This window comes from Sphingomonas swuensis, assembly GCF_039538045.1.
GTDB classification, from domain to species: Bacteria; Pseudomonadota; Alphaproteobacteria; order Sphingomonadales; family Sphingomonadaceae; genus Sphingomicrobium; species Sphingomicrobium swuense.
On sequence record NZ_BAABBQ010000001.1, the window covers coordinates 2,495,841 to 2,518,315 of the forward strand.

Consider the following 22,475-nt stretch of genomic DNA (forward strand, 5'->3'; position numbering starts at 1 on the left):
ATCGGCATTGGCGCGCCTCGCACCTCGTGGAGAGGTGGCCGAGTGGTTAAAGGCAGCAGACTGTAAATCTGCCCGCGCAAGCGTACGCTGGTTCGAATCCAGCCCTCTCCACCATCATGGCTCCCGCCCAAGGCCGGCCCGTCTATCGCGAAATCGAAATAATCCACAGATTCGGTTGCGATCTCGAAACTGATTCGGATCAATGTCGCGGCACGGTTCGGCGCTGGGCCAGCCGTCGCCAACTCACTTCCCGAAGAATGGCGGAAAAAAGCCAAATCTGATCAGTCGCTACTATGCGTGTCGGGTAGATGACCTACTGACTTCGTTGAGGATTATCTGCTAAACAAAAGCGCATGACCCCTTTTGTTTCGAAAGAGCGGGGGTCGGCGGACAGAGTTGAACCGGCTGGGGGGCCTGGTTCTTCAGGCACGGCGCCAATCGCCGGATGGGAGCGCTGCTCGGAATTGAGCCGCGGCCAGCTTGAAGTCTTGCGCCTCGTCAATCGGCATCTCAGCTCGAAGGAGATTGCGACCCGGCTCGCCATCTCCAGTCATACCGTCGACCAGCGCGTTCGCGGTGCGATCCGCAGGCTCGGCGTCACTCGGCGCAGTGAAGCGGCGCGGCTGGTCGACGTCTACGACCGTAACCGCTTCCCAGGCGCTGACGAGGCAGGCGTAAGTCCTTCGTCGAGCGAGACATATCAGCAATTGATATATCAATCGCCGGACATCGACCGGCCGTCCGCTGCTCCGCAAAACGACGGGGCGGTCAGTTATCAGATTCGGCACGCTGATCGCACAGGGGGGGTCGGGGCGGAGCGCCTTGAAACCGAGCAAAGGACGGTCCGTTCCGGTCCCTCCCTGTTTCCTTGGTCGACACCACAGCAACCCAGCAACGGGTGGCCTGCGGGAAAGAGACTGGCAGCGATCGTCGGAATTGCGATCGGCGCCAGCTTCTCGGCCGGGATGTTCCTCGCGGGGCTGGAGAGCCTGGCCCGCCTGGTCCATCCCTGAGGCCTTCCGCCAGCCGCTCCTGCTGCAAGCCAACAGAGTCCGGAAGCGGGGGCTTCCGGCAGGGAGAGGTCATGCGTAGGCACATTCTCGAACAGACGGCGGCGGACGTGGCGCATCAGGTTCGCGCCGTCGAGGACAGCATCGAAGCGGCACTCATCGAACTGGCCGAGCTCCAGAATCGCATGATCCGTGCCCGGTCGGTCACCGGCGTCGGCATCGCCACCGGTCACCAGGCGCTCGAGCAGGTCGCCTGCTCGCTGCAGGGGCTGGTATCCGCCCGCGGCGGCATGGCCAATTGCCACGCGGCGCTGGTCGAGGCGCGGCAGAAGGTCCCGGGTCTGCGCACCGTCTCCTTCGGCGATTCGGTCGAATGTCCTCCACCGGGTGCCCTGTCACCCCTCCGCGCGGTCTCTTGAAGCCGCCGACTTCAACTCAGGGCTGGCGTCGTCGGTGGATCACCGGCGACGTCGTGCCATAGGGCGCACATGCGCATTGGGCTCTTCAACCTCCTCCTGCTGGCCGTGGTGGCGCTGACCTGGTGGCGCGGCCGCTTCGACGAGCGCGCTGCCGGCCTCATCTGCGTCGCTGGCAATCTGGCGACCATGCTCGTCGCCCAGAGCATGGCCACGCGTTTCCAGAGCTTCGACCTCCTCGCCTTCCTGGTCGACCTTTGCGTCCTCGGCGCCTTCGTCGCGCTCGCGCTGAGGTCGGAGCGCTTCTGGCCGATGTGGGTCGCGGGGCTGCAGCTGACCGCGACCAGCGTCCACCTGCTCAAGCTGGTCAGTCCCGACCTCATGCGCTTCGTGTTCGGAGCCGCGCTCGCCTTCTGGTCCTACCCGATCATCCTGCTGATCGCGGTCGGCACGCTTCGGACCCAGCTGGTTGAAGGCTGGCGCGCCCGGTTGCTGGATCCCGCCTGACCACCTAGCATTCCGGCGGCATGACCGTTCCTCCGATCGCAATCGCACTGCTCGACGCGCTCGAGGAACCCACCTTGCTGGTCTCGGGCGAGCGCACCGTCGCCGCCAACCCCGCTGCCCGCAGCCTGCTCGGCGAGGGGCTGGTCGGCCAGAATATCCGCCTCGCCATCCGCCAGCCGCAGGCGCTCGACGCCATCCTTGCGGGTGGCGACCGCAAGCTCGAGGTGCTCGGAATCGGAAGCATCGACCGCAGCTGGCTGGTCCGCATCAAGCGGCTCGACCCCGGGCTGCTGCTCGTCCGGCTGACCGACCAGTCGGCCCGCCGCGCGACCGAACGGGCGCAGGTCGATTTCGTCGCCAACGCCAGCCACGAACTGCGCACCCCGCTGGCCTCGGTGCTCGGCTATTCGGAAACCCTCGCCGACGATGCGCCGCTCGACGACGAGACCCGCCGTCGCTTCGGCGAGCAGATCCAGGTCCAGGCCGAGCGCATGCTCGCCATCATCCGCGACCTGATGGGTTTGTCGCGGATCGAGGCCGGCCGCTTCGCCGTTCTCAAGACCGGCGTCTCGCTGCCCGAACTGGTCCGCGAGGCCGCCACGGCGGCGGAAGCGCTCGCCCGTGAACGCTCCTGCGCCATCCAGCTCGCGCTCGCGGACCCATTGCCCGCGGTCAGCGGCGATCCCGCCCAGCTCCGGCAGCTGGTCGATAACCTCCTCCACAACGCCCTCCGCTACGGCTGCCGCCCGGGTACCGAGGCGCAGGTGGAGGTCTCCCTCGAGCAGGACGGCCGCTGGCAGCGGCTCCTCGTGCGCGACCATGGCGAGGGCATCGCCGCCCGCCACATCCCCCGCCTGACCGAGCGCTTCTACCGGGTCGATGCGGCGCGCAGCCGAGACAGCGGCGGCACCGGGCTCGGGCTCGCCATCGTCCGCCAGATCGTCGAGCGCCATCGCGGCCAGCTCGAGATCCGGAGCCGGGTCGGCCAGGGCACCGAGGTCGAGATCCGCCTCCCGCAGGGCTGAGCCGGCCGCTGTCATCAGCCTGTCATCTTGGTGTCACAGGAGGGCCCGTAGCACGGGCCTAGGCCGCGCCTCGGGGGGCGGGTGGTCCGCCCGAATACGAAGGATAGTCAATGACCAAGATGTGGCTTGTGCTGCCCCTGGCGGCGCTGATGGGTGGCTGTGGCGGCGGCAACAGCAGCAATGCGGCCAACCAGCTGAAGATCGTCGGTTCGTCGACCGTCTATCCGTTCACGACCGCAGTCGCCGAGGCTTTCCAGAAGGCCAATGCCGGGACCAGCGTGATCGTCGAATCGACTGGCACCGGTTCGGGCATCAAGCTCTTCTGCGGTGGCGTCGGGCAGAACTTCCCCGACATGGTCAACGCTTCCCGGCCGATGAAGAAGAGCGAGTATGACGCTTGTGCCGCCGCCGGCGCCAAGCAGGTCATCGAGGTGCCGATTGGGATCGACGGGCTGACTCTCATCGAATCGAACAAGGCCGAGCCGCTCAAGGTCAGCCTTGCCGACATCTACGCCGCCGTCGCCGCCAACCCTTATGGCAAGGGGCCGAACAAGGCGCAGACCTGGAAGGACGTCAATCCGGCGCTTCCCGCGCTCAAGATCCGGGTCCTCGGCCCGCCGCCGACCAGCGGCACCCGCGACAGCTTCGCCGAACTGATGCTCACCAAGGGCTGCGAGAGCGACCCCGCGATGAAGGCGCTCAAGAAGAGCGACGAGGCCAAGCACAAGGACCTCTGCACCAAGGTGCGCGAGGACGGCCTGTTCGTCGAGGCCGGCGAGAACGACAACCTTCTCGTCCAGAAGGTCGAGGCCGACCCCGGCACCATCGGCGTGCTCGGCTACAGCTTCCTTTCCGCCAACGCCGACAAGATCCGCCCAGTCGAGGTCGGCGGCGTGCTTCCGACCGAAGCCACCATCCAGGACCTCTCCTACCCCGGCGCGCGCAAGCTCTACATCTACGCCAAGGGCGAGCATGCGGCGGTCAAGCCGTCGATGAAGGCCTTCCTTGCGCAGTTCGCAAAGGAGTGGAGCACCGGCGGGCTGCTCGAGAAGCGTGGCCTGGTCCCGTTCAAGGGCGCCGACGCCACGACCGCCAACGCCGCCGCGACCGGCATGACGCCGCTCGACCCGTCGACCCTCAAGTAAAGACGGGCTGAGGCCGCGCCATCATGAGTATCGGGCTCGGCCTGCTTGTCGTGCTGCTGGTGGCCGCTGCCGCCTTCGTCGTCGCCCGTGGGCGCGCGGCGGGGCTGCAGGGCGCCGGCAGCACGCGTCGGCGGCTCAACAGCCTGCCGACCTACCACGGCATCTATGCCGCGCTGTGGGCCGCGCTTCCCGCGCTGCTGTTCCTTGCCATCTGGGCTCCGGTCCAGGGCGGGCTGGTCAAGCAGGACGTGCTCGCCAGCCCCGCCGGCCAGCAGCTTCCCGCCTTCGACCTCGCCCGCGATTCGATCCTGTCCGAGGCTGCAGCGGTCGCGACCGGTGCTTCCGACCTCGCCTTCAACCCGCTCGCCCAGGCGCTCGTGCCCGTCTACGAGGCCGCGCTCGGCCGCTACGGGCTGATCGGAAGCGGCTTCGCCCTGCTCCTCGCGCTCGCCGGCGCGGGCTTCGCCATCACCCGCGTCTCGCCCACGCTTCGCGCCCGCGCCGGGGTCGAGCGCTGGGTGATGGGCCTGCTCGTCGCCGCTTCGCTGATCGCGATCCTGACGACTTTCGGGATCGTCCTCTCGCTGCTGTTCGAGACGATGCGCTTCTTCTCGATGGTCGACGCCAGCGACTTCCTGTTCGGCACGACCTGGTCCCCGCAGGTCGCGATCCGCGCCGACCAGGCCGGTTCGTCGGGCGCCTTCGGCTCGATCCCGCTCTTCTGGGGCACCATCTTCATCGGCGCGATCATCGCGATGATCGTCGCCATCCCGCTCGGGCTGATGAGCGCGATCTTCCTCACCCAATATGCCCCGGCGAAGCTGCGCAAGCTGCTCAAGCCGCTGCTCGAGATCCTCGCCGGCGTGCCGACCGTGGTCTACGGCTACTTCGCCGCGCTGACGGTCGCCCCCCTGGTCCGCGACCTCGGGCTCGCAATCGGTATCAGCAGCGCTTCGAGCGAAAGCGCGCTCGCCGCCGGGCTCGTCATGGGCGTGATGATCATCCCCTTCGTCAGCTCGATGGCCGATGACAGCATCGCCGCCGTTCCCCAGTCGATGCGCGACGGCAGCCTGGCGCTGGGCGCGACCCGCTCGGAGACGATCCGCAAGGTCATCCTTCCCGCCGCCCTTCCCGGCGTGGTCGGCGGCGTGCTTCTGGCGATCAGCCGGGCGATCGGCGAGACGATGATCGTGGTCATGGCCGCCGGCCTTGCCGCCAACATGACCGCCAACCCGTTCGCCAGCGTGACCACCGTCACCACCCAGATCGTCCAGCTGCTGACCGGCGACCAAGAGTTCGACAGCCCCAAGACCCTCGCCGCCTTCGCGCTCGGGCTGGTGCTGTTCCTCGTCACCCTGCTCCTCAACCTCATCGCGCTGCGGGTCGTCCGCCGCTACCGGGAAGCCTATGAATAAGCCCTCGTCCCGCTGGGCGAGCGAGGCGATGACCAAGCGCATCGCCCGCCGCTACGCCGCCGAGCGCCGGTTCAAGGCGCTGGGGCTGCTCGCCGTCGGCGTCAGCCTCGCCTTCCTCGCCTTCCTGCTCGTCACCATGACGGTCCGCGGGGTCGGCGGCTTCTCGTCCACCTTCCTCACCGCGAGCGACGCGACCGACCCGATGATGGTTGGCGTCTGGGGCGCGCTCAAGGGCTCGTTCCTGACCATCATCGTGACGATGGCGCTGGCCTTCCCGGTCGGGGTGCTGGCCGCCGTCTACCTCGAGGAGTTCGCCAAGCGGAACCGCTGGAACGACTTCATCGAGGTCAGCATCAACAACCTCGCCGCGGTGCCCTCGATCATCTTCGGACTGCTCGGCCTCGCGGTGTTCCTGAACGTCATGAACCTGCCGCGCTCGGCCGCGCTGGTCGGCGGGCTGACGCTCGCGCTGATGACCATGCCGGTAATCGTCATCGCCGGGCGCAACGCCATCAAGGCGGTGCCGCCCTCGATCCGCGACGCCGCACTCGGGGTCGGCGCGTCGAAGATGCAGGTCGTCTTCCACCACGTCCTCCCGCTCGCGCTGCCTGGGATCCTTACCGGCACCATCATCGGCATGGCCCGCGCCCTGGGCGAGACCGCACCGCTGCTGATGATCGGCATGCGCGCCTTTATCGTCTCGCCGCCGCAGGGGATCACCGACCCCGCCACTGTTCTCCCGGTCCAGATTTTCCTCTGGTCCGACGAGGTCGATCGCGCGTTCGTCGAGAAGACCAGCGCCGCGATCATCGTCCTCCTGCTGTTCATGCTGATGATGAACGGCCTCGCCATCTATCTTCGCAATCGCTTCGAGCGCCGCTGGTAAGGCCCGCAACCAATGACCGACGAAAAGCAGCCCATCCTGACCAACTCGGCGGTACCCTTCCCGTCGACTGTGGTCGCGCGCGTGGCGTCCGAGAACGATCCCCTCGCCCCCGGCCTTCCACCCGAGGAGCAGCAGTCGGCATCGACAAACCGTGCGGCCCCGGCGGTCGACCTCGACCCCGGCACTTCGCCCAAGATGCGGGCCGAGGACGTCAAGGTCTATTACGGTGAGAAGCAGGCGCTGAAGGGCGTCTCGATCGAGGTGCACGACGACAAGGTCACCGCCTTCATCGGCCCGTCGGGCTGCGGCAAGTCGACCTTCCTGCGCTGCCTCAACCGGATGAACGACACGATCGCCGGCGCCCGCGTGACCGGCACGATCACCCTCGATGGCGAAGACATCACCTCGCCCGACATGGACGTCGTCCAACTCCGCGCCCGGGTCGGCATGGTGTTCCAGAAGCCCAACCCCTTCCCCAAGTCGATCTTCGAGAACGTCGCCTACGGGCCGCGCATCCACGGCCTCGCCAGCGGCAAGGACGAAATGGACGCGATCGTCGAGAAGAGCCTTCGCCGCGCGGGCCTGTGGGACGAGGTCAAGGATCGCCTCGGCGAAAGCGGCACTGCGCTTTCGGGCGGCCAGCAGCAGCGCCTGTGCATCGCCCGCGCCATCGCGGTCGACCCCGAGGTCATCCTGATGGACGAGCCCTGCTCGGCGCTCGACCCGATCGCCACCGCCAAGATCGAGGAGCTCATCCACGAGCTTCGCGGCCGCTACGCCATCGCGATCGTCACCCACAACATGCAGCAGGCGGCGCGGGTCAGCCAGCGGACCGCCTTCTTCCACCTCGGCGAACTGATCGAATACGGCAAGACGAGCGACATCTTCACCAATCCGCGCGAGCAGCGCACCCAGGACTACATCACCGGCCGCTACGGCTGAGGGGAGCTTATCTGTGGCAACTCAGGGACATACGCTGAAGGCTTTCGACGAGGATCTCGACCGCCTCCGGGCGCTCATCACCGAGATGGGCGGCCGGGCCGAGCATGCGATCATCGAGGCGATGCGCTGCCTGTCCGAGCGCGACCTCGACGGCGCGCTTCGGGTGATCGAGGAAGACAAGAAGATCGACGCGCTCGAGGCGGAGACCGAACGCCGCGCGATCCAGATCATCGCGTTGCGTGCGCCGATGGCTGGCGACCTTCGCGACGTCGTCGCCGCGCTCAAGATCTCGGGCGTGGTCGAGCGCATCGGCGACTATGCCAAGAACATCGCCAAGCGCGTGCCGCTGTTAGAAGGCGCGGCCAAGATCGAGCCGCTGTCGCTGCTGCCCGAAATGGCCCGCATCGCCACCGCGATGGTCCATGACGTGCTCAACGCCTTCGTCCAGCGCGACTCCGACGCCGCCCTTCGGGTGTGCGAGCGCGACAAGGCGGTCGACGATTTCTACGACAGCATCTTCCGCACGCTCCTCACCCACATGATGGAGAACCCGCACATCATCGGGCAGTCGGCGCACCTGCTGTTCGTCGCCAAGAACCTCGAGCGGGTCGGCGACCACGCCACCAACATTGCCGAGATGGTCTTCTACGCCGCGACCGGCCAGCAGATGGCGGACCGGGTCAAGGGCGCTGAAGGGCTGTCCAGCTGATGGCCGGGGCCAAGCGCCTCCTGCTGGTCGAGGACGACCGCTCGCTCGCCGACCTCATCACCTTCCATTTCGAGCGCGACGGCTATGTCGTCACGCGCACCGGTGACGGCGAGGAAGCGCTGATCCTCGCCGAGGAGATCCGCCCCGACATCATGGTCCTCGACTGGATGATCGAGGGGATCAGCGGGATCGAGGTCTGCCGCCGCCTGCGCCGCCGCCCGGCCACCGCCAACCTGCCAATCCTGATGCTGACCGCGCGCGGTGAGGAGGACGACCGGGTCCGCGGGCTCGAGACCGGCGCCGATGACTATATCACCAAGCCGTTCAGCCCCAAGGAGCTGGTCGCCCGCGCCGCGGCCGTGCTGCGCCGGGTCCGCCCAGCCCTCGCCGCCCAGGCGCTCGATTATGGCGGGCTCGAGATGGACCTCGTCGCGCACCGGGTGAAGCGCGACGGCAAGAACCTCTCGCTCGGCCCGACCGAATACCGCCTGCTCCGCCACTTTCTCGAGAACCCCGGACGCGTCTTCTCGCGCCAGCAGCTGCTCGAGACGGTCTGGCCGCACAGCGAGGAGATCGAGCTTCGCACCGTCGACGTCCACATCCGCCGGCTCCGGCTGGCGATCGGCGAGCCCGACCTCATCCGGACCGTGCGCAGCGCCGGCTATGCGCTCGACGCGGTGATGGCCTGATCCGACCCGTCAGGACGCGGCGAGAAGCGCGACCAGGCTCGCCGCGACGCTGAACAGGAAGATGGCGATGATCGCCACCCAGCGGATCGAATTGGCCCTCGACCGAGCCATCGCATCCTGGTCGAGCCAGTAGCGCCCGTTCCCCGCCTCGCGCACCTGTTCGCGCTTGACCAGATAGGCCAGCGCCTCGGCCGAACCCTTTTCCGACAGGTCGAGCGGGATCGCGCTTCGCCGGTCGATCGCCCGGCCCTTGAGCAGCTGATCGGCGATCGCCTTGCCTGAGAGCGCGGCCTGCTGCGCGGCGGCGATGATCGCGGGGTTGATTGCGGCGTTGACCATCCGTGGACAGTAACGGAACCGCGCTCGCCTCCCAAGCGATTCAGGGTCGAAACGTTTTCAAGGAGCCTGCCCAATGGCCGCCCGTCCCAGCTGGCGCGGACAGATCCGCCTCGCCCTCGTCTCGATCCCCGTCGAAATCTATCCCGCCTCCAAGTCCGGCGCGAGCATCTCCTTCCACCAGATCCACGAGCCGAGCGGCAAGCGGATCAAATATGAGAAGGTGGTGCCCGGGGTCGGGCCGGTCAGCACCGACGACATCGTCAAGGGCTATGAGATCAGCAAGGGCGAATATGTCCTGCTCGAGCCGGAGGAGATCGAGAGCGTCAAGCTCGAGAGCCGCAAGACGCTCGAGCTCGCCCACTTCGTCGATGCCGACGACATCGACGCGCTCTACTACGAGAAGCCCTACTTCGTGGTCCCCGCCGACGACCTCGCCGAGGAGGCGTTCATCGTTCTTCGCGAAGCGCTCCGCCGAGCCCGCAAGATCGGGATCGGCCAGCTCGCCATGCGCGGCCAGGAATATGTCGTCGCGATCAAGCCGTGCGGCCGCGGAATCCTGATGGAGACGCTGCGCTACGCCGACGAGCTCAACAAGGCGTCGAGCTATTTCCGCGAGATCGACGACGTCGAGCCCGACGCCGACCTGCTCGAACTCGCCACCAGCCTGATCGACAAGAAGAGCGGCAAGTTCGACGCCGGCGAATTCCACAACCGCTACATCGATGCGCTCAAGGGCCTCATCGACCAGAAGCGCAAGGCCAAGGGTGGCGGGCTCGTCATCCAGGACCCCGACGACGGCGCGAAGAAGCCCAAGACCAATGTCATCGACCTGATGGCCGCGCTCAAGAAGAGCCTCGGCGAAAGCAACGACAATGGCGAGCCGGCCCCGCCGAAGAAGCCCGCCGCCAAGAAAGCCGCTGCCAAGCCCGCCCCCTCGCGCAAGCCGGCCACCCCGAGAAAGGCTGCGGGGGGCAAACGCTGATGCCCTCCTGCGGCCGCTGGGGCCCCGTACCTTTCGGCGGCGCCCTCGAGGTCACCGTTCTCCTGCCTGTGCAGGAGAACGGCCGTGGCTAAACGCCCCTCCGGCCTCACGATCGACACCTACAATGCCAAGCGCGACTTCGCGAAGACGAAGGAGCCGAAGGGCCGAAAGCTCAAGGGCAAGGGCGAAAGCTTCGTCGTCCAGAAGCATGAGGCCAGTCGCCTTCACTGGGACTTCCGGCTCGAACTCGACGGAGTCCTCAAGAGCTGGGCAGTGCCCCGCGGTCCCAGCCTCGACCCAAAGACCAACCGCCTCGCGATGCGCACCGAGGACCATCCGCTCGACTATGGCGGCTTCGAGGGCATCATCCCCGAGGGCGAATATGGCGGCGGCACGGTCATGCTGTGGGACCGCGGTCGCTGGATCCCGCATCCCGACAAGGACCCGCGCAAGACCCTCGAGGAAGGCCATCTCCACTTCACCCTCGAAGGCGAGCGGATGAAGGGCGAATGGGTGATGTTCCGGATGAAGCCCAAGCCCGGCGAGAAGGGCGAGGCGTGGATGCTCAAGAAGGTCACCGACGAGGAGGCCAGACCCGAGGAAGGCGACGCGCTGGTCGAAGCCTGCCTCACCAGCGTCGAGAGCGGCCGCAGCATGGCCGAGATCGCGGCCGGCGAGGACGTCTGGCAATCGAACAAGGGCGGCAAGAAGGGCGGCCGGACCAAGCGCAAGGTCGTGTCCCCGCCCGCCTTCCAGGCCCCCCAGCTCGCGACCCTCGCCGACCATGTGCCGACCGGCTCGGACTGGATCCACGAGTATAAATATGACGGCTACCGGCTGCTGCTCAGCGTCGGCGGGGGCGGAGCGCTCGCCTGGACCCGCAACGGCAAGGACTGGAGCGATTTCTTCGGCGAGCTGACCGACGCCGCCGCCGCCACGCTTCCACCCGGCTGCCTGCTCGACGGCGAGGCGGTCGCGCTCGACAAGGATGGCAAGCCCAACTTCCAGCTTCTTCAGTCGACCGTGAAGGGCGGCAGCGGCCAGTCCCGCCCCGACCTCGCCTATTTCGCCTTCGACCTTCTCGTCGACCGCGGCGAGGACATCACCGCGCTCTCCACCCTCGAGCGCAAGAAGCGCCTCGCGGCGCTTCTCGAGGGCGTCCCCGCCCCGCTCGTCTACGGCGACCACATCGTCGGCAAGGGCGAACAACTGTTCGACAAGGTCTGCGCCGACAAGGGCGAAGGGATCATCTCCAAGAAGGCCAGCGCGCCCTATCGCGGCACCCGCAGCAAGTGCTGGCTCAAGATCAAGTGCATCGCCCGCCAGGAATTCGTCGTGGTCGGCTGGCAGGCGAGCGACAAGCGCCGCGGCTTCCGCTCGCTCCACTTGGGCGTCAACGAAGGTGGCACGCTCCGCTACGTCGGCAAGGTCGGTACCGGCTTCGACACGAAGACCATCGAGGCGTTGAGCAAACGCATGGCACCGATGAAGCGCGATGAGCCCGCGCTCGACGTTCCCCGCACCGCCCGCCGCGGCTCGACCTGGATCGACCCGACCCTCGTCGCCGAGATCGCCTATACCGAATTCACCACCGACGGCGTCCTCCGGCACCCGAGCTTCCTCGGCCTGCGCGAAGACAAGCCGGCCAGGGACGTCGTGCTGGAAACGACCGCAACCTCCCCGTCGCAGAGCGATGGGGAGGGGGACCGCGCCGCAAAGCGGCGTGGTGGAGGGGCCAAGGCGAAGGTCGGGAAAGGCCCCTCCGACAGCGGCTCCGCCGCTGCCACCTCCCCATCGCTCCGCGACGGGGAGGATCTGCGCACCGCCGCCGACTTCGACCTCCGCCTGACCTCCCCCGATCGCGTCATCTTCCCCGAGGACAATCTCACCAAGGGCGATCTCGCCAACTATTACGCCGCGGTCGCCGACCTCCTCATGGTCGATCTCGCCAACCGCCCGATGACCCTCATCCGCTGCCCCTCGGGCCGCTCGAAGAACTGCTTTTTCCAGAAGCACGACAGCGGCTCGATGGGCGCGCACGTGCTCCACGTCCCGGTCAAGGAAGGCGACGGCACGACCGAGGACTATCTCTACGTCGACGAGCCGATCGGCGCGCTCGAATGCGTGCAGATGAACACCATCGAGTTTCACGGCTGGGGGAGCCGGATCGATCCCCTCGAGAAGCCCGACCGGCTGGTGTTCGACCTCGACCCCGACGAGGGCCTCGGGTTCGACCGCGTCAAGACCGCCGCGCTTCGCCTCCGCGACATGCTCGCCGACTTAGGGCTCGAGACCTTTCCCCTGCTCTCGGGCGGCAAGGGCATTCACGTCGTCGCGCCTCTCGACCAGAGCCGCGACTGGCCGACCGTCAAGAGCTTCGCCGAGCGCTTCAGCCGCGCGATCGCCGAGGCCGAGCCCGAGACCTTCACCGCCAACATCCGCAAGAACCAGCGCAAGGGCCGCATCTTCCTCGACTGGCTTCGCAACCAGCGCGGCGCAACCGCGGTCCTGCCCTACAGCGCCCGCGCCCGCGAGGGCGCCCCGGTCGCCGCGCCGGTCACCTGGGACGAACTGCCTGACCTCAAGGGTGCCAACATCTTCTCGATCCGCGACGCGGCAAGCCTCCTCGACCGGGCGGCGGACAAGGGCCTGAAGAAGTGGGGCCAGGGAAGGCAGGCCCTCCCCGACTTCTAGTCGTCGGCGAACCTGTCGGTCGCGCGGACCAGCTGGTCGAGCACTCCCGGCTCGCTGTAGAGATGCCCGCCATCGGGGACGATGTGCAGCGTTGCTTCCGGCCAGGCCTTGTGCAGCTCCCATGCCGCCTTGGGCGGGGTGCACATGTCGTGGCGACCCTGCACGATCACGCCCGGGATGTGCCGGATCTTCTCGACCCCACGCAGCAGCTGCCCTTCCTCGAGCCACCCGCCGGCACGCATGTAGTGGTTCTCGATCCGCGCCACCGCGATCGCCTTGGCGGGCTCGGTGAACTCCTCGATCACCGCCGGATCGGGCAGCAAAGTGACGGTCACGCCCTCCCACTTGCTCCACGCCTTGGCTGCTTCGAGCTGCACCGCTTCGTCGTCGCTGGTCAGCCGCCGATGGTAGGCCGCCATCATGTCGCCGCGCTCTTCTTCCGGAATCGGCGCGACGAACTCGTCCCATCCGTCCGGATAGACCTGCGACGCGCCACCTTCCTCGTAGAGCCAGTCGACCTCATGCTGGTCGAACAGGAAGATCCCGCGCAGGATGAGCTCGGTCACCCGCTCGGGATAGGTCTGCGCGTAGGCAAGCGACAGCGTCGAGCCCCAGCTCCCGCCGAACACCTGCCAGCGCTCGCAATCCATCACCTGCGTCCGCAGCCGCTCGATGTCCTCGACGAGGTGCCAGGTCGTGTTCGCCTCGAGGCTTGCGAAGGGCGTCGAGCGGCCGCAGCCGCGCTGGTCGAAGACGAGGATATGGTAGCGCGCGGGATCGAACTGCTGGCGGTGCGCCGGGCTCGCCCCGCCCCCCGGACCGCCGTGAAGGAACACCACCGGCTTGCCCTGCGGGTTGCCGCACAATTCCCAGTAGAGGCTGTGTCCGTCGCCGACCTCGAGCATGCCGCTGCGATAGGGTTCGATCGGCGGGTAGAGGGTGCGGCGCTCGGTCATGGTCAGAAGCTCAGCTCGTCATAGACCTTGGTGACGTCGCCCTGCCACGCGCCATGGTACCAGGCGAGCAGCCGGTCGGCGGGCGTGACCCCGGTCGCCACCACTTCGCGCAGGGGATCGAGGAAGCCGACCTCGTTGGTCCCGCCCGCGTCGAGCCTGGCGCGGCTTGCCAGCCCGGCCGAGGCGATCTCGACAACCCGGCCGGCAAGCTCGCGGACGGTGCCCCCGCCGGGCACCGATGCCTCCAGCGCCAACCGTGGGACGTCGGCGCGAAGCTGCTCGCGCTCCTCGATGCTCCAGTGCTTGACGAGGTCCCATGCCGCGTCGAGCGCGCCGGCGTCGTAGAGCAGCCCGACCCACAGAGCGGGAAGCGCGCAGATTCGCCCCCAGCGCCCGCCATCGGCCCCGCGCATCTCGAGGAAGCTCTTCAGCCTGACCTCGGGGAAGGCGGTCGAGAGATGGTCGGTCCAGTCGGCGACCGTCGGGGTCTCGCCGGGAAGCTGCGGCAGCTTGCCGTCGAGGAATGCCCGGAAGCTCTCCCCCGCACAGTCGATGTACTTGCCGTCGCGCATGACGAAGTACATCGGGACGTCGAGCGCATAGTCGCAGTAGCGCTCGTAGCCGAAGCCCTCCTCGAACACGAAGGGCAGCATGCCCGTCCGGTGCGGGTCGGTGTCGGTCCAGATATGGCTTCGGAAGCTCTTGAAGCCGTTGGGACGCCCTTCCGTCAGCGGCGAATTGGCGAACAGCGCGGTGGCGAGCGGCTGCAGGGCCAGGCCGACGCGGAACTTCTTCACCATGTCGGCTTCGGACGAGTAGTCGAGATTGACCTGGATGGTACAGGTGCGAAGCATCATGTCGAGCCCGAGCCCGCCCACGCGCGGCATGTGCCGGAGCATGATCCCGTAGCGCCCCTTGGGCATGATCGGCAGCTCGGCGCGCGCCTTGTCGGGCCACATGCCGAGCCCGAGGAAGCCAAGCCCAAGGCGGTCGCCGACCGCCTTGACCTGCTCGAGATGCCGCCCGGCTTCGGCGCAGGTCTCGTGGAGCGATTCGACCGGGGCACCCGACAGCTCGAGCTGCCCCGCCGGCTCGAGGCTGATGGTCCCGTCGCTCCCGGCGAGCGCGATGACCTTGCCGTCCTCCTCGATCGGGCGCCAGCCATAGTCGGTCAGCCCCATCAGCAGGTCGCGGATCCCGCCGGACTCGTCCCAGGCGGGCGCGCGATGGTCGGCGAGGCGATAGACGAACTTCTCGTGCTCGGTCCCGATCCGCCAGTCGGCCTCGGGCTTCTCGCCCCCCGAGAACACCGCCAGCAGGTCGTCGCGGCCAGTGATGAGGGGGCTGTCGCTAAGGTCGGTCCTAGTGGTCATGCTTCGCGCGTTAGCGCCAATCCCCGGCGCCCGCCATATAGAGGCTGACCGCGGCCAGCGCCGCCGTCTCGGCGCGGAGGATGCGCGGCCCGAGCCCGACCCCGACCGCTCCCGCGCCGAGGATGGCCGTCCGCTCGTCGGGGGTGAAGCCTCCCTCGGGCCCAATCAGGATCGTCGCCGGTCCCGGCACCAGCACCGAAGCCATCGGCGCCCCGCCCGTCTCGTCGGCAAACAGCAGCGCCCCCTCATGCACCCCGAGCAATGCCGCCAGCTTCACCGGCTCGCCGATCTCCGGCAGCCGAGTCCGCCCGCACTGCTCGGCCGCCTCGATCGCGATCGCCCGGAGCCGCTCGGGATTGAACCGCTCGACCACCGTCCGCTGGGTCACCACCGGCTGCAGCCGTGCGACGCCGAGTTCGGTCGCCTTCTCGACCAGCCACTCGACCGGCGCGCGCTTGATCATCGCGAAGGCGAGCGTCAGCGGCGGCAGGGTCTCGGCCGCCCGCACCTGCTCGGTCACCCGAAGCACCAGCCGCTTCTTCGCCGCCGCCTCGATCGACGCCCGCCACTCGCCGCTCGCCCCGTCGAACAGCAGAAGCTCGGCGCCCTCGCCCAGCCGAAGCACGTTGGCGAGATAATGCGCCGGCTTGCCCTCGAGCAACACCGCATGATCCGCCGCCAGCGGCTGCTCGACGAACAGGCGTGGCAAGGATCGCGGCGGCCAGGCAGGGGTGGCGGTCATGTCGGCGCGCTAGTCGCGCGGCCTTGTGGCGGCAAGGCCCGGGCGGATCAGATCGGCGTCTGCACGATGAAGGAGCGGATCAGCGCCGGGAAGTAGCCGACGACGCCGCGCACCGGCTTGCCGCCCGGGTCCTTCGCCGGAGTCCCCACCACCTTGCCGACGAGCTGGGCGCAGACCGTCTTCTCCAATGGCGCCCCGACGAGCGCGCCCGACGAGGCGCAGCTTGCCACCGCCCCGCGCTCGTCGATCACCAGCACATGCATCAGGTTCGCAGGCCCAGCCGGATAGGGCATCTTGCGCAGCGCCGACTGCGGCAGCAGCGCATGGAGGTCGCGGACCCGCGGCATGCTCCCGCCAGGCGCGAACTGCGCCGGATCGGCGCCCCATTCGACCATCTGCTCATTCTCGCAGGTCCTAAGCGCCGCCATCGCCTGCGCGGCAGCCGGAAGCGCGAGCGGCTTCACCCGCAGCTGCTCGCCCGAAATGCTGAGTTCGCGCGCCGCGGCGAGCGCCGTCATCGCGCCCGCCGACAGCCCGGCCATGTTGGCGAGCAGCGGAGCGCCCGCCTCCCCTTCGCGGAACACCGTCACGAAGCCGCGCGCCGCGGTCTTGCGGTCCGCCTTGAGCACCGCCTCGCCCGGAAGCCCGACCGGCTGCCGCTCGAGCCCGGGCATCGCGATCGATAGCGAATAGTCGCCCGTCCCGACATCGGTGTCGATCGTCAGCCGCGTCGCCGCCGGCTGGCTGTAGCGCCGCGACAGCGTGCACTTGCCCGGGGCGACCACCACCTCCCACCGGTCGAGCATCGGAGCGGCCGGCACCGCCTGCGCGTACGTCGGCGCGGCGACGAATCCGGGGGCGAGGAGAAGAAACGCGAGGACGGGATGACGCATGGAGCCTCCACTGGAGCGCCCGCGAGACTGGCCGCGCACTCGCCCCATGGCAAGTCGACAGATCCGCCTGCCCCCGCAAGGCGCGGCTCAGCCCCCGGCGTCTCCTCGCCATCTGGCTCCGCGTCGGCCCCGGGTCACTCCCAACAGGGTCGGTAGCGATAGACGAACGGAGCCGCCGTCTCGAAGGGCACGCGGCAGGCTTCGAAGGGCGCATTGGTCAGCAGGGCGGCGCGCGGCACGCCGGTGATCCAGGATCCATCCGCGGCGGGCGCGGTGCCCGAGAGCATCAGGAAGGCACCGCAGGCGGCAAGGCGGTCGGCGGTGATACGGTAGCGGTGGTTCATCGTGCGTTCCTCTGGTCAGGAGGAACTGCCTCTGGGGCGCCGGCCCTCTGCGCGGCCTTGTCCTTGCCCCCAATCCAGACCGAACTCTTCGCGGCACCAGCAGGCATGCGCGCGCCACCTTCCGCGCCGTCGGCAGGTTGACGGATGGGTGCCGAGGATGGCACTGCACCCGCGACGCACCGACCAGCCACGGCGGCGCTGCCACGGCAGCGGCAAGCACGGACCGGGTCGATGTCTCGCGGGTGTAGCTCAATGGTAGAGCAGAAGCCTTCCAAGCTTACGACGAGGGTTCGATTCCCTTCACCCGCTCATCCTAAACAGCACCTAGCAGCTCGGCGACCGTCCACGTCCGCCCGTTGCGGACATTAGCTGGGATCGATCAACCACCTTGCAAGCAGTGCCGCCGCTCCCGCCCCGACAAGCTGAGCGATGATGAACGGAGGAACGTCGTGCGGGGCAATGCCGGCAAAGGTGTTCGTCAGGCTTCGTGCAATCGTGATCGCCGGATTGGCGAAGCTGGTCGATGACGTGAACCAATATGCGGCTGTGATGTAGAGCGCCACGCTTGGAGCAACCCACTCCCGGCGAGAGCGGACAGAGCCCAGGATGGTCAGCACAAGTCCAAAGGTAGCGATCGCCTCCCCGATCCACTGACCAACTCCGGTGCGCCCCTTCACCGAGAGCTGTAGCGCCGGCAGGTCGAACATCAGGTGCGCCGCCCACGCGCCGAGAATGCCGAAGACTAGCTGCGTCGACGTGTAAAGAATGGCATCGCGCCACCTAAGCTCTCTCCGCAACGCAGCGACAAGGCTGACGGCGGGGTTCAGATGTGCGCCCGAGATGGGCCCGAATATGGTGATCAGCACGAACAGCATGGCTGCCGTGGCAAGTGTATTGCCCAGCAGCGCCACCGCATCGTTTCCGGCACTGAGGTCCTGGGCCATGATGCCGGAGCCGATGACGCAGGCGAACAGGAAGAAGGAACCCAGTCCTTCGCTCGCAAGCCTTCGAACCATGGCCGGCGAGTTACCGGACACGCGATCCGTCGTCGGTCAGAACCTGTTCGCCATCTTCCTTCGTGAAAGGGAGTTTCTGGTTTGCCGGAAGCAACTCCAGCACCGCTTCGGAAGGCCGGCAGAGTTTCACGCCGAGTGGCGATACGACCAGGGGCCGGTTGATGAGGAGCGGATGCGCGATCATCGCGTCGATTAGCTGGCCTTCGCTGAGTTGCGCATCGTCGAGGCGAAGGTCCGCATAAGGCGTCCCCTTCTGCCGTAGAAGGTCGCGTGCCGACAGGTCGGCACGTTGCATGAGCCAGACGAGCAGTGCGCGGCTTGGCGGGGTCTTGAGATACTCGATGACGTGCGGCTCGATGCCTGCGTTGCGGATCATTCCCAGTGCGTTGCGCGACGTGCCGCAATCGAGATTGTGATAGATGATGACGTCCATGTTGGCTGGACATATGAGCGCGATGTTACGGGCCTGCTACGTCCGCTTTCCACCCACCGGGCACCTGGAAGCGGATCACGACCACCGCCCCGCGAAAGAGGCCACAAACGCGGGCGCGGCCGTGCGGCGGAGCAGGTCGTCGCCTCTCGTCTGGCGCTGATCGTCGGCTTGCACGGCCAACAATGAAGCCGACACCCCGGCCAGGCCCTTACCTGTCCGCCCGTCCAGCACTTGCAAAGTAGGAATTCGACTGCTCTACTTACCGGAGCGGTTCTTCCGCTTGCTCTTTCCCCTTGTCGAACCGGCGGCCCAAGACCGCTTGTCCTGGCTCCCAAGGTTGCTTCCGCGGGACGGGCTTTGTGGCATAATTGCACCAAAATGGTTCATTAAGAAGGGGCGCAATGGTCTGCGAAGACCCCGCACCCTGTGAACTTCGTGAACTTCGGGCGCTTCCCGGGCCCATTTCCGAAATTTCCGTGGCGCGGCGGCAACGATCCTGCGCTTTCCCTGCAACGTCGGCCGGCGGGAGGTCAGGCCTGCGCCACCAGCAGGTGCCAGGCGTCCAATCGCCGCGACCGTTCCGCGCCGAGGTCCCGCGGTTCGAACCGGACCCCGCTCGGGATCATCGCCGCCGCCGCGGCGGGAAGGTCGGGGTGGAGGCCGGCGCCGACCGCGGCCAGCAGCGCCGCGCCGCGGGCGGTGGTCTCGACGTCGCTCGGGCGGGTGACGGCCAGCCCGGTCATGTCGGCGAGGTCCTGCGCCAGCCAGTCGTTGGCGGACAGGCCCCCGTCGATGCGCAGCGTGCCCCACTGCGCGCCCGCCGCCGCGAAGGCTTCGGCGAGGTCGACCAGCTGGTGGCTCACCGCCTCGAGCGCGGCCCGGGCGACGTGAGCCCTGGTCGCGGCGAAGGTCAGGCCGGCGATGGTCGCGGTCGCCTGCGGCTTCCAGTAGGGCGCGCCGAGACCCGACAGCGCGGGCAGCAGGACCACCCCGCCATTGTCGGGGACCGAGCGGGCCAGCGCCTCGGTCTCGGCGGCGGTGTCGAGAAGGTTGAGGTTGTCGCGAAGCCACTGGATCAGGCTCCCCGCGACGAACACCGCGCCTTCCAGCGCATAGTGGCGGACTCCGCCGACCTCGCACAGGATGGTGCCGAGCAGGCGACCGGGGTCGCGAGGCGGCTGGGTTCCGCGGTTGGTGAGGACGAAGGCGCCGGTGCCGAGCGTCAGCTTGGTCTGGCCGGGGGCGAGGCAGCCTTGGCCGATCGTCGCCGACTGCTGGTCGCCGGCCAGCCCGGTGATCGGGATCGCGCCGCCGAGATGCTCGGGCCGGCTCTCGGCGAAGCGGCCGGCATTGCCGACGATCCCGGGCAGGGCCGCGCGGGGCACTCCGAACAGGGCCAGCAGCTCCGGGTCCCAGTCGTGGCCGTCGAGCGCGAAGAGGAGGGTCCGGCTGGCGTTGCTGACGTCGCTGAGGTGCGCCCCGCTGAGCTTGAAGGCGAGCCAGCTCTCGACCGTTCCGAAGGCGAGCCGCTCCCCCGCCTTCGCCACCGCCGGCTCGTTGGCCAGTAGCCAGGCCATCTTGGTGGCCGAGAAATAGGGGTCGAGGAGGAGGCCGGTGCGGCGCTGGACCAGGCCCTCGTGCCCCGCCTCGCGCAGCGCCTCGCAAGCGTCGGCGGTGCGGCGGTCCTGCCAGACGGTGGCGCGAGCGAGCGGCGCGCCGGTCGCGCGGTCCCAGGCGACCACCGTCTCGCGCTGGTTGGTCATCCCGATCCCGGCGATCCGCTCGGCCCCGCCCGCCGCCGCGACCATCTCGCGGGCACAGGCGAGGCTGTGGCGCCAGATCTCGTCGGCATCATGCTCGACCAGCCCGGGCGCCGGATAATGCTGGGTCAGCTCGCGGCTGCAGTGGCCGAGGACGGTGCCGTCGGCGGCGTAGAGGATGGCGCGGGTCGAGCTGGTGCCGGCGTCGAGGACCAGGATGGCCCGCTCGGTCACCCCAGCCGTCCGGCCGCCTGCGCCACCTGCCGGCCGACCAGCTCGAGCTGGCCGCGGACCGCCTGATCGAGGCAGCTGCCCTCGGCGTCGAAGCTGTCGGCATGGAGCTTGACCGCCGCTCCGAACGGGGTCGGCCAGCCGCGCAGGGCATGGGCGATGGTCCGCAACGTCGTCATCCCGCTGTTCGCCGCCTGGTGCCCGAAGGCAGTGACGATGAGTCCGACGGGGCGCCCGTCAAGATAGGGGCGGCGATCCTCCGCCAGCTCCTCGAGATAGTCGATGGCGTTCTTGACCATGCCCGAGACGGTCCCGTGGTAGCCCGGGCTGGCGAGCAGGATACCGTCGGCGGCGCGCACTGCCTCGACCAGCTCGCGCCCGCTGTCATGGCTCCACTGCGGGCCGCGATAGTGTGGCAGGTGGCTGATATAGTCGCCGCCGAAGCTGGTGACGTGGCCGCCCGCCGCCTCGGCCGCGGCGGCTGCAATCGCCAGCGCTCGCTCGGTGCTGCTGCCGGGACGCATGGTGCCGCCGATGGCGACGATCCGGCGGGGGGAAGTGGGCTCCATCGCCATCCTCTAGCGCGGCGCCATCGCTACAGCACCTTGGTATTGTAGCTGTGCCAGGCGAGCACCGCGGCGACCCCGCGATAGGGGGACCACTCCGCCGCCCGCTCGCGCAGCCACTTCTCGGACGGGCGCTCGTCGGTGCCGAGCAGCCGCCCGAGCTCGATCTGCACTGCGAGGTCACCCGCCGGGAAGACGTCCCCCCGCCCCTCGGCGAAGAGGAGATAGATCTCGGCCGACCAGCGGCCGATGCCCTTGACCCGGGTAAGGTGCGCGATCGCTTCCTCGTCCTCGACGGGCAGCGCGTCGAGGTCGAGTTCGCCCGAGTGGGTCAGCGCGGCGAGGCTTCGGAGGTAGCCCGCCTTCTGCCGCGACTGGCCGAGCGCGCGCAGTTCCTCGTCGGTTGCCGAGAGCAGGCGCTCGAGATCGGGCGGATCGCCATAGGCGGCGGTGAGCTTGCCCCACATCGAATCCGCCGCGGCGACGCTGACCTGCTGGCCGACGATGGTCCGCATCAGCGCCGCCGCGCCGCGCGGATGGACGCGGGGGCCCGGTCGGCCGAGCCGCTCGAGGACCGCGGCGAAGCTCGGCTCGGCGGAGGCGAGATGGTCGAGCCCGCGGCCGAACTCCTCGGGCGAGTGGACCATCAGGCGACGGTCGCGGCGTAAAGCGAAATGGCGGCGGCGTTGGACACGTTGAGGCTCTCGACCGCCTGACTGATCGGAAGCTTGGCAAGCGCGTCGCAATGCTCGCGGATGTTCTGGCGCATGCCGGGGCCTTCGGCGCCGAGCACCAGCGCCACGCGCTGCGGGCCGAGCGCCTCGCCGAGGGTCGAGCGCGCCTCGCCGGCGAGCCCGATCCGCCAGAAGCCCGCCTCGGCGATCTCCTCGAGCGCGCGGGCGAGGTTGACCACCCGAGCCCATGGCACCCGCTCGAGCGCCCCCGAAGCGGCCTTGGCGAGGGCGCCGCTCTCGGGCGGGGCGTGGCGGTCCTGGGTGACGATCCCGATCGCCCCGAATGCCGCCGCCGAGCGCAGGATCGCGCCGACATTTTGCGGGTCGGTGACCTGGTCGAGGACCAGCAGCACCGCCTTGTCGTCGGCCTCCGAAAGGAGGTCGCCGAGCCACACGTCCTCAAGCGGCTCGACCTCGATCACCACCCCCTGGTGCGGCGCGTCGGAGGGGACCAGCCGGCCGAGATCGGCGGCTTCGGCGAAGGTCACCGCGACCTCGGGCGGGAAGTTCATGAAGCCCGCCGCCTCGCGCGTCGCCCAGGCCTTCAGGACCTTGCGATCGGGATTGTCGAGGGCCGCGGCGACGGCGTGCTTGCCCCAGAAACGGGGACGGTTGGCGGAGCCGTGGCTCGACTGGTGCGACTTCTTGCGACGGGACATGCCGCCGTC

The 22,475-nt window shown here is 68.4% G+C and carries 24 protein-coding genes and 2 tRNA genes; 14 read left to right on the plus strand and 12 right to left on the minus strand.

Annotation, left to right across the window (positions count from 1 at the left end; genetic code table 11):
• Positions 1-28: 28 nt before the first annotated feature.
• From ABD727_RS12485 to phoB, 11 genes are all read left to right on the plus strand, one after another.
• A tRNA-Tyr gene (locus tag ABD727_RS12485) sits at positions 29-114 on the plus strand.
• Between the two features lie 350 nt (positions 115-464).
• Entirely contained in the window at positions 465-1,013 is a 549-nt protein-coding gene (locus ABD727_RS12490) for a response regulator transcription factor (protein WP_344707712.1), read from the plus strand.
• A gap of 71 nt (positions 1,014-1,084) precedes the next feature.
• Entirely contained in the window at positions 1,085-1,429 is a 345-nt protein-coding gene (locus tag ABD727_RS12495) for a hypothetical protein (protein ID WP_344707713.1), read from the plus strand.
• Between the two features lie 69 nt (positions 1,430-1,498).
• Positions 1,499-1,933, plus strand: coding sequence for a hypothetical protein (locus tag ABD727_RS12500; protein WP_344707714.1), 435 nt, complete (start codon positions 1,499-1,501; stop codon positions 1,931-1,933).
• Positions 1,934-1,953: 20 nt separating this feature from the next.
• Entirely contained in the window at positions 1,954-2,958 is a 1,005-nt protein-coding gene (locus ABD727_RS12505; protein ID WP_344707715.1) for an ATP-binding protein, read from the plus strand.
• Between the two features lie 110 nt (positions 2,959-3,068).
• Positions 3,069-4,103 carry a substrate-binding domain-containing protein gene (locus tag ABD727_RS12510; RefSeq protein WP_344707716.1) on the plus strand — a complete coding sequence of 345 codons (1,035 nt, stop codon included), beginning with the start codon at positions 3,069-3,071 and terminating at the stop codon, positions 4,101-4,103.
• A 23-nt stretch (positions 4,104-4,126) separates the two neighbouring features.
• Positions 4,127-5,518: a phosphate ABC transporter permease subunit PstC gene (pstC, locus tag ABD727_RS12515; protein ID WP_344707717.1), complete on the plus strand. Its 1,392-nt coding sequence runs from the start codon at positions 4,127-4,129 to the stop codon at positions 5,516-5,518.
• On the plus strand, positions 5,511-6,404 hold the full coding sequence (gene pstA / locus ABD727_RS12520) for a phosphate ABC transporter permease PstA (RefSeq protein ID WP_344707718.1): 894 nt from the start codon (positions 5,511-5,513) through the stop codon (positions 6,402-6,404). The genes pstC and pstA overlap by 8 nt, the downstream gene beginning before the upstream one ends.
• 195 nt (positions 6,405-6,599) lie before the next feature.
• Positions 6,600-7,346: a phosphate ABC transporter ATP-binding protein PstB gene (gene pstB, locus ABD727_RS12525; RefSeq protein WP_344708081.1), complete on the plus strand. Its 747-nt coding sequence runs from the start codon at positions 6,600-6,602 to the stop codon at positions 7,344-7,346.
• Positions 7,347-7,359: 13 nt separating this feature from the next.
• On the plus strand, positions 7,360-8,055 hold the full coding sequence (phoU, locus tag ABD727_RS12530) for a phosphate signaling complex protein PhoU (protein ID WP_344707719.1): 696 nt from the start codon (positions 7,360-7,362) through the stop codon (positions 8,053-8,055).
• A complete protein-coding gene (phoB, locus tag ABD727_RS12535; RefSeq protein WP_344707720.1) occupies positions 8,055-8,744 on the plus strand; it encodes a phosphate regulon transcriptional regulator PhoB in 690 nt (229 codons plus the stop codon). Before phoU ends, phoB begins: the two co-directional genes overlap by 1 nt.
• A 9-nt stretch (positions 8,745-8,753) precedes the next feature.
• Here the strand turns inward: phoB and ABD727_RS12540 are convergent, their stop codons facing one another.
• Positions 8,754-9,083, minus strand: coding sequence for a hypothetical protein (locus ABD727_RS12540; RefSeq protein WP_344707721.1), 330 nt, complete (start codon positions 9,081-9,083; stop codon positions 8,754-8,756).
• Positions 9,084-9,156: 73 nt separating this feature from the next.
• Here ABD727_RS12540 and ku point away from each other — a divergent pair, with 73 nt between their 5' ends.
• Entirely contained in the window at positions 9,157-10,065 is a 909-nt protein-coding gene (gene ku / locus ABD727_RS12545) for a non-homologous end joining protein Ku (protein ID WP_344707722.1), read from the plus strand.
• A gap of 84 nt (positions 10,066-10,149) precedes the next feature.
• Positions 10,150-12,759, plus strand: coding sequence for a DNA ligase D (ligD, locus tag ABD727_RS12550; RefSeq protein ID WP_344707723.1), 2,610 nt, complete (start codon positions 10,150-10,152; stop codon positions 12,757-12,759).
• On the opposite strand, the gene pip is transcribed toward ligD, so the two are convergent.
• The 5 genes from pip to ABD727_RS12575 all read right to left on the minus strand — a co-directional run bounded on the left by pip (position 12,756) and on the right by ABD727_RS12575 (position 17,067).
• Positions 12,756-13,715 carry a prolyl aminopeptidase gene (gene pip, locus ABD727_RS12555; protein ID WP_344707725.1) on the minus strand — a complete coding sequence of 320 codons (960 nt, stop codon included), beginning with the start codon at positions 13,713-13,715 and terminating at the stop codon, positions 12,756-12,758. The genes ligD and pip overlap by 4 nt on opposite strands.
• A 2-nt stretch (positions 13,716-13,717) precedes the next feature.
• Positions 13,718-15,088: a glutamate--cysteine ligase gene (locus ABD727_RS12560; RefSeq protein ID WP_344707726.1), complete on the minus strand. Its 1,371-nt coding sequence runs from the start codon at positions 15,086-15,088 to the stop codon at positions 13,718-13,720.
• Positions 15,089-15,098: 10 nt separating this feature from the next.
• Positions 15,099-15,830 (minus strand): 16S rRNA (uracil(1498)-N(3))-methyltransferase, encoded by a 732-nt coding sequence (locus ABD727_RS12565; protein WP_344707727.1) that lies wholly within the window; start codon positions 15,828-15,830, stop codon positions 15,099-15,101.
• Positions 15,831-15,877: 47 nt separating this feature from the next.
• Positions 15,878-16,723, minus strand: coding sequence for a hypothetical protein (locus ABD727_RS12570; RefSeq protein WP_344707728.1), 846 nt, complete (start codon positions 16,721-16,723; stop codon positions 15,878-15,880).
• 134 nt (positions 16,724-16,857) lie between these two features.
• Positions 16,858-17,067, minus strand: coding sequence for a hypothetical protein (locus ABD727_RS12575; RefSeq protein ID WP_344707729.1), 210 nt, complete (start codon positions 17,065-17,067; stop codon positions 16,858-16,860).
• Between the two features lie 238 nt (positions 17,068-17,305).
• Here ABD727_RS12575 and ABD727_RS12580 point away from each other — a divergent pair.
• Positions 17,306-17,376, plus strand: a tRNA-Gly gene (locus tag ABD727_RS12580).
• Positions 17,377-17,432: 56 nt separating this feature from the next.
• Here the strand turns inward: ABD727_RS12580 and ABD727_RS12585 are convergent.
• From ABD727_RS12585 to rlmB, 6 genes are all read right to left on the minus strand, one after another.
• Positions 17,433-18,083 carry an aquaporin gene (locus tag ABD727_RS12585; RefSeq protein WP_344707730.1) on the minus strand — a complete coding sequence of 217 codons (651 nt, stop codon included), beginning with the start codon at positions 18,081-18,083 and terminating at the stop codon, positions 17,433-17,435.
• A 10-nt stretch (positions 18,084-18,093) separates the two neighbouring features.
• Positions 18,094-18,516: an arsenate reductase (glutaredoxin) gene (arsC, locus tag ABD727_RS12590; RefSeq protein ID WP_344707731.1), complete on the minus strand. Its 423-nt coding sequence runs from the start codon at positions 18,514-18,516 to the stop codon at positions 18,094-18,096.
• A gap of 530 nt (positions 18,517-19,046) precedes the next feature.
• The gene (locus tag ABD727_RS12595) at positions 19,047-20,510 is read right to left on the minus strand and encodes an FGGY family carbohydrate kinase (protein ID WP_344707732.1); all 1,464 of its coding nucleotides are present in this window, start codon (positions 20,508-20,510) and stop codon (positions 19,047-19,049) included.
• On the minus strand, positions 20,507-21,076 hold the full coding sequence (locus tag ABD727_RS12600) for an NADPH-dependent FMN reductase (protein ID WP_425566791.1): 570 nt from the start codon (positions 21,074-21,076) through the stop codon (positions 20,507-20,509). Before ABD727_RS12600 ends, ABD727_RS12595 begins: the two co-directional genes overlap by 4 nt.
• A 26-nt stretch (positions 21,077-21,102) precedes the next feature.
• Positions 21,103-21,720, minus strand: a complete 618-nt coding sequence (locus ABD727_RS12605; RefSeq protein WP_344707734.1) for a DNA-3-methyladenine glycosylase family protein — start codon at positions 21,718-21,720, stop codon at positions 21,103-21,105.
• Positions 21,720-22,466 (minus strand): 23S rRNA (guanosine(2251)-2'-O)-methyltransferase RlmB, encoded by a 747-nt coding sequence (gene rlmB, locus ABD727_RS12610; RefSeq protein ID WP_344707735.1) that lies wholly within the window; start codon positions 22,464-22,466, stop codon positions 21,720-21,722. The genes ABD727_RS12605 and rlmB overlap by 1 nt, the downstream gene beginning before the upstream one ends.
• Between the last annotated feature and the right edge of the window lie 9 nt (positions 22,467-22,475).

Coding starts and splice junctions, on each gene's coding strand:
- ABD727_RS12505 (WP_344707715.1), top strand. CDS start 1,954: ATGACCGTTCCTCCGATCGCAATCGCACTGCTCGACGCGCTCGAGGAA.
- ABD727_RS12560 (WP_344707726.1), bottom strand. CDS start 15,088: ATGACCACTAGGACCGACCTTAGCGACAGCCCCCTCATCACTGGCCGC.
- ku (WP_344707722.1), top strand. CDS start 9,157: ATGGCCGCCCGTCCCAGCTGGCGCGGACAGATCCGCCTCGCCCTCGTC.
- ABD727_RS12510 (WP_344707716.1), top strand. CDS start 3,069: ATGACCAAGATGTGGCTTGTGCTGCCCCTGGCGGCGCTGATGGGTGGC.
- ABD727_RS12540 (WP_344707721.1), bottom strand. CDS start 9,083: ATGGTCAACGCCGCAATCAACCCCGCGATCATCGCCGCCGCGCAGCAG.
- pstB (WP_344708081.1), top strand. CDS start 6,600: ATGCGGGCCGAGGACGTCAAGGTCTATTACGGTGAGAAGCAGGCGCTG.
- ABD727_RS12600 (WP_425566791.1), bottom strand. CDS start 21,076: ATGGAGCCCACTTCCCCCCGCCGGATCGTCGCCATCGGCGGCACCATG.
- pip (WP_344707725.1), bottom strand. CDS start 13,715: ATGACCGAGCGCCGCACCCTCTACCCGCCGATCGAACCCTATCGCAGC.
- ABD727_RS12575 (WP_344707729.1), bottom strand. CDS start 17,067: ATGAACCACCGCTACCGTATCACCGCCGACCGCCTTGCCGCCTGCGGT.
- ABD727_RS12570 (WP_344707728.1), bottom strand. CDS start 16,723: ATGCGTCATCCCGTCCTCGCGTTTCTTCTCCTCGCCCCCGGATTCGTC.
- ABD727_RS12565 (WP_344707727.1), bottom strand. CDS start 15,830: ATGACCGCCACCCCTGCCTGGCCGCCGCGATCCTTGCCACGCCTGTTC.
- ABD727_RS12500 (WP_344707714.1), top strand. CDS start 1,499: ATGCGCATTGGGCTCTTCAACCTCCTCCTGCTGGCCGTGGTGGCGCTG.
- pstC (WP_344707717.1), top strand. CDS start 4,127: ATGAGTATCGGGCTCGGCCTGCTTGTCGTGCTGCTGGTGGCCGCTGCC.
- pstA (WP_344707718.1), top strand. CDS start 5,511: ATGAATAAGCCCTCGTCCCGCTGGGCGAGCGAGGCGATGACCAAGCGC.
- rlmB (WP_344707735.1), bottom strand. CDS start 22,466: ATGTCCCGTCGCAAGAAGTCGCACCAGTCGAGCCACGGCTCCGCCAAC.
- ABD727_RS12495 (WP_344707713.1), top strand. CDS start 1,085: ATGCGTAGGCACATTCTCGAACAGACGGCGGCGGACGTGGCGCATCAG.
- ABD727_RS12585 (WP_344707730.1), bottom strand. CDS start 18,083: ATGGTTCGAAGGCTTGCGAGCGAAGGACTGGGTTCCTTCTTCCTGTTC.
- phoB (WP_344707720.1), top strand. CDS start 8,055: ATGGCCGGGGCCAAGCGCCTCCTGCTGGTCGAGGACGACCGCTCGCTC.
- ABD727_RS12605 (WP_344707734.1), bottom strand. CDS start 21,720: ATGGTCCACTCGCCCGAGGAGTTCGGCCGCGGGCTCGACCATCTCGCC.
- arsC (WP_344707731.1), bottom strand. CDS start 18,516: ATGGACGTCATCATCTATCACAATCTCGATTGCGGCACGTCGCGCAAC.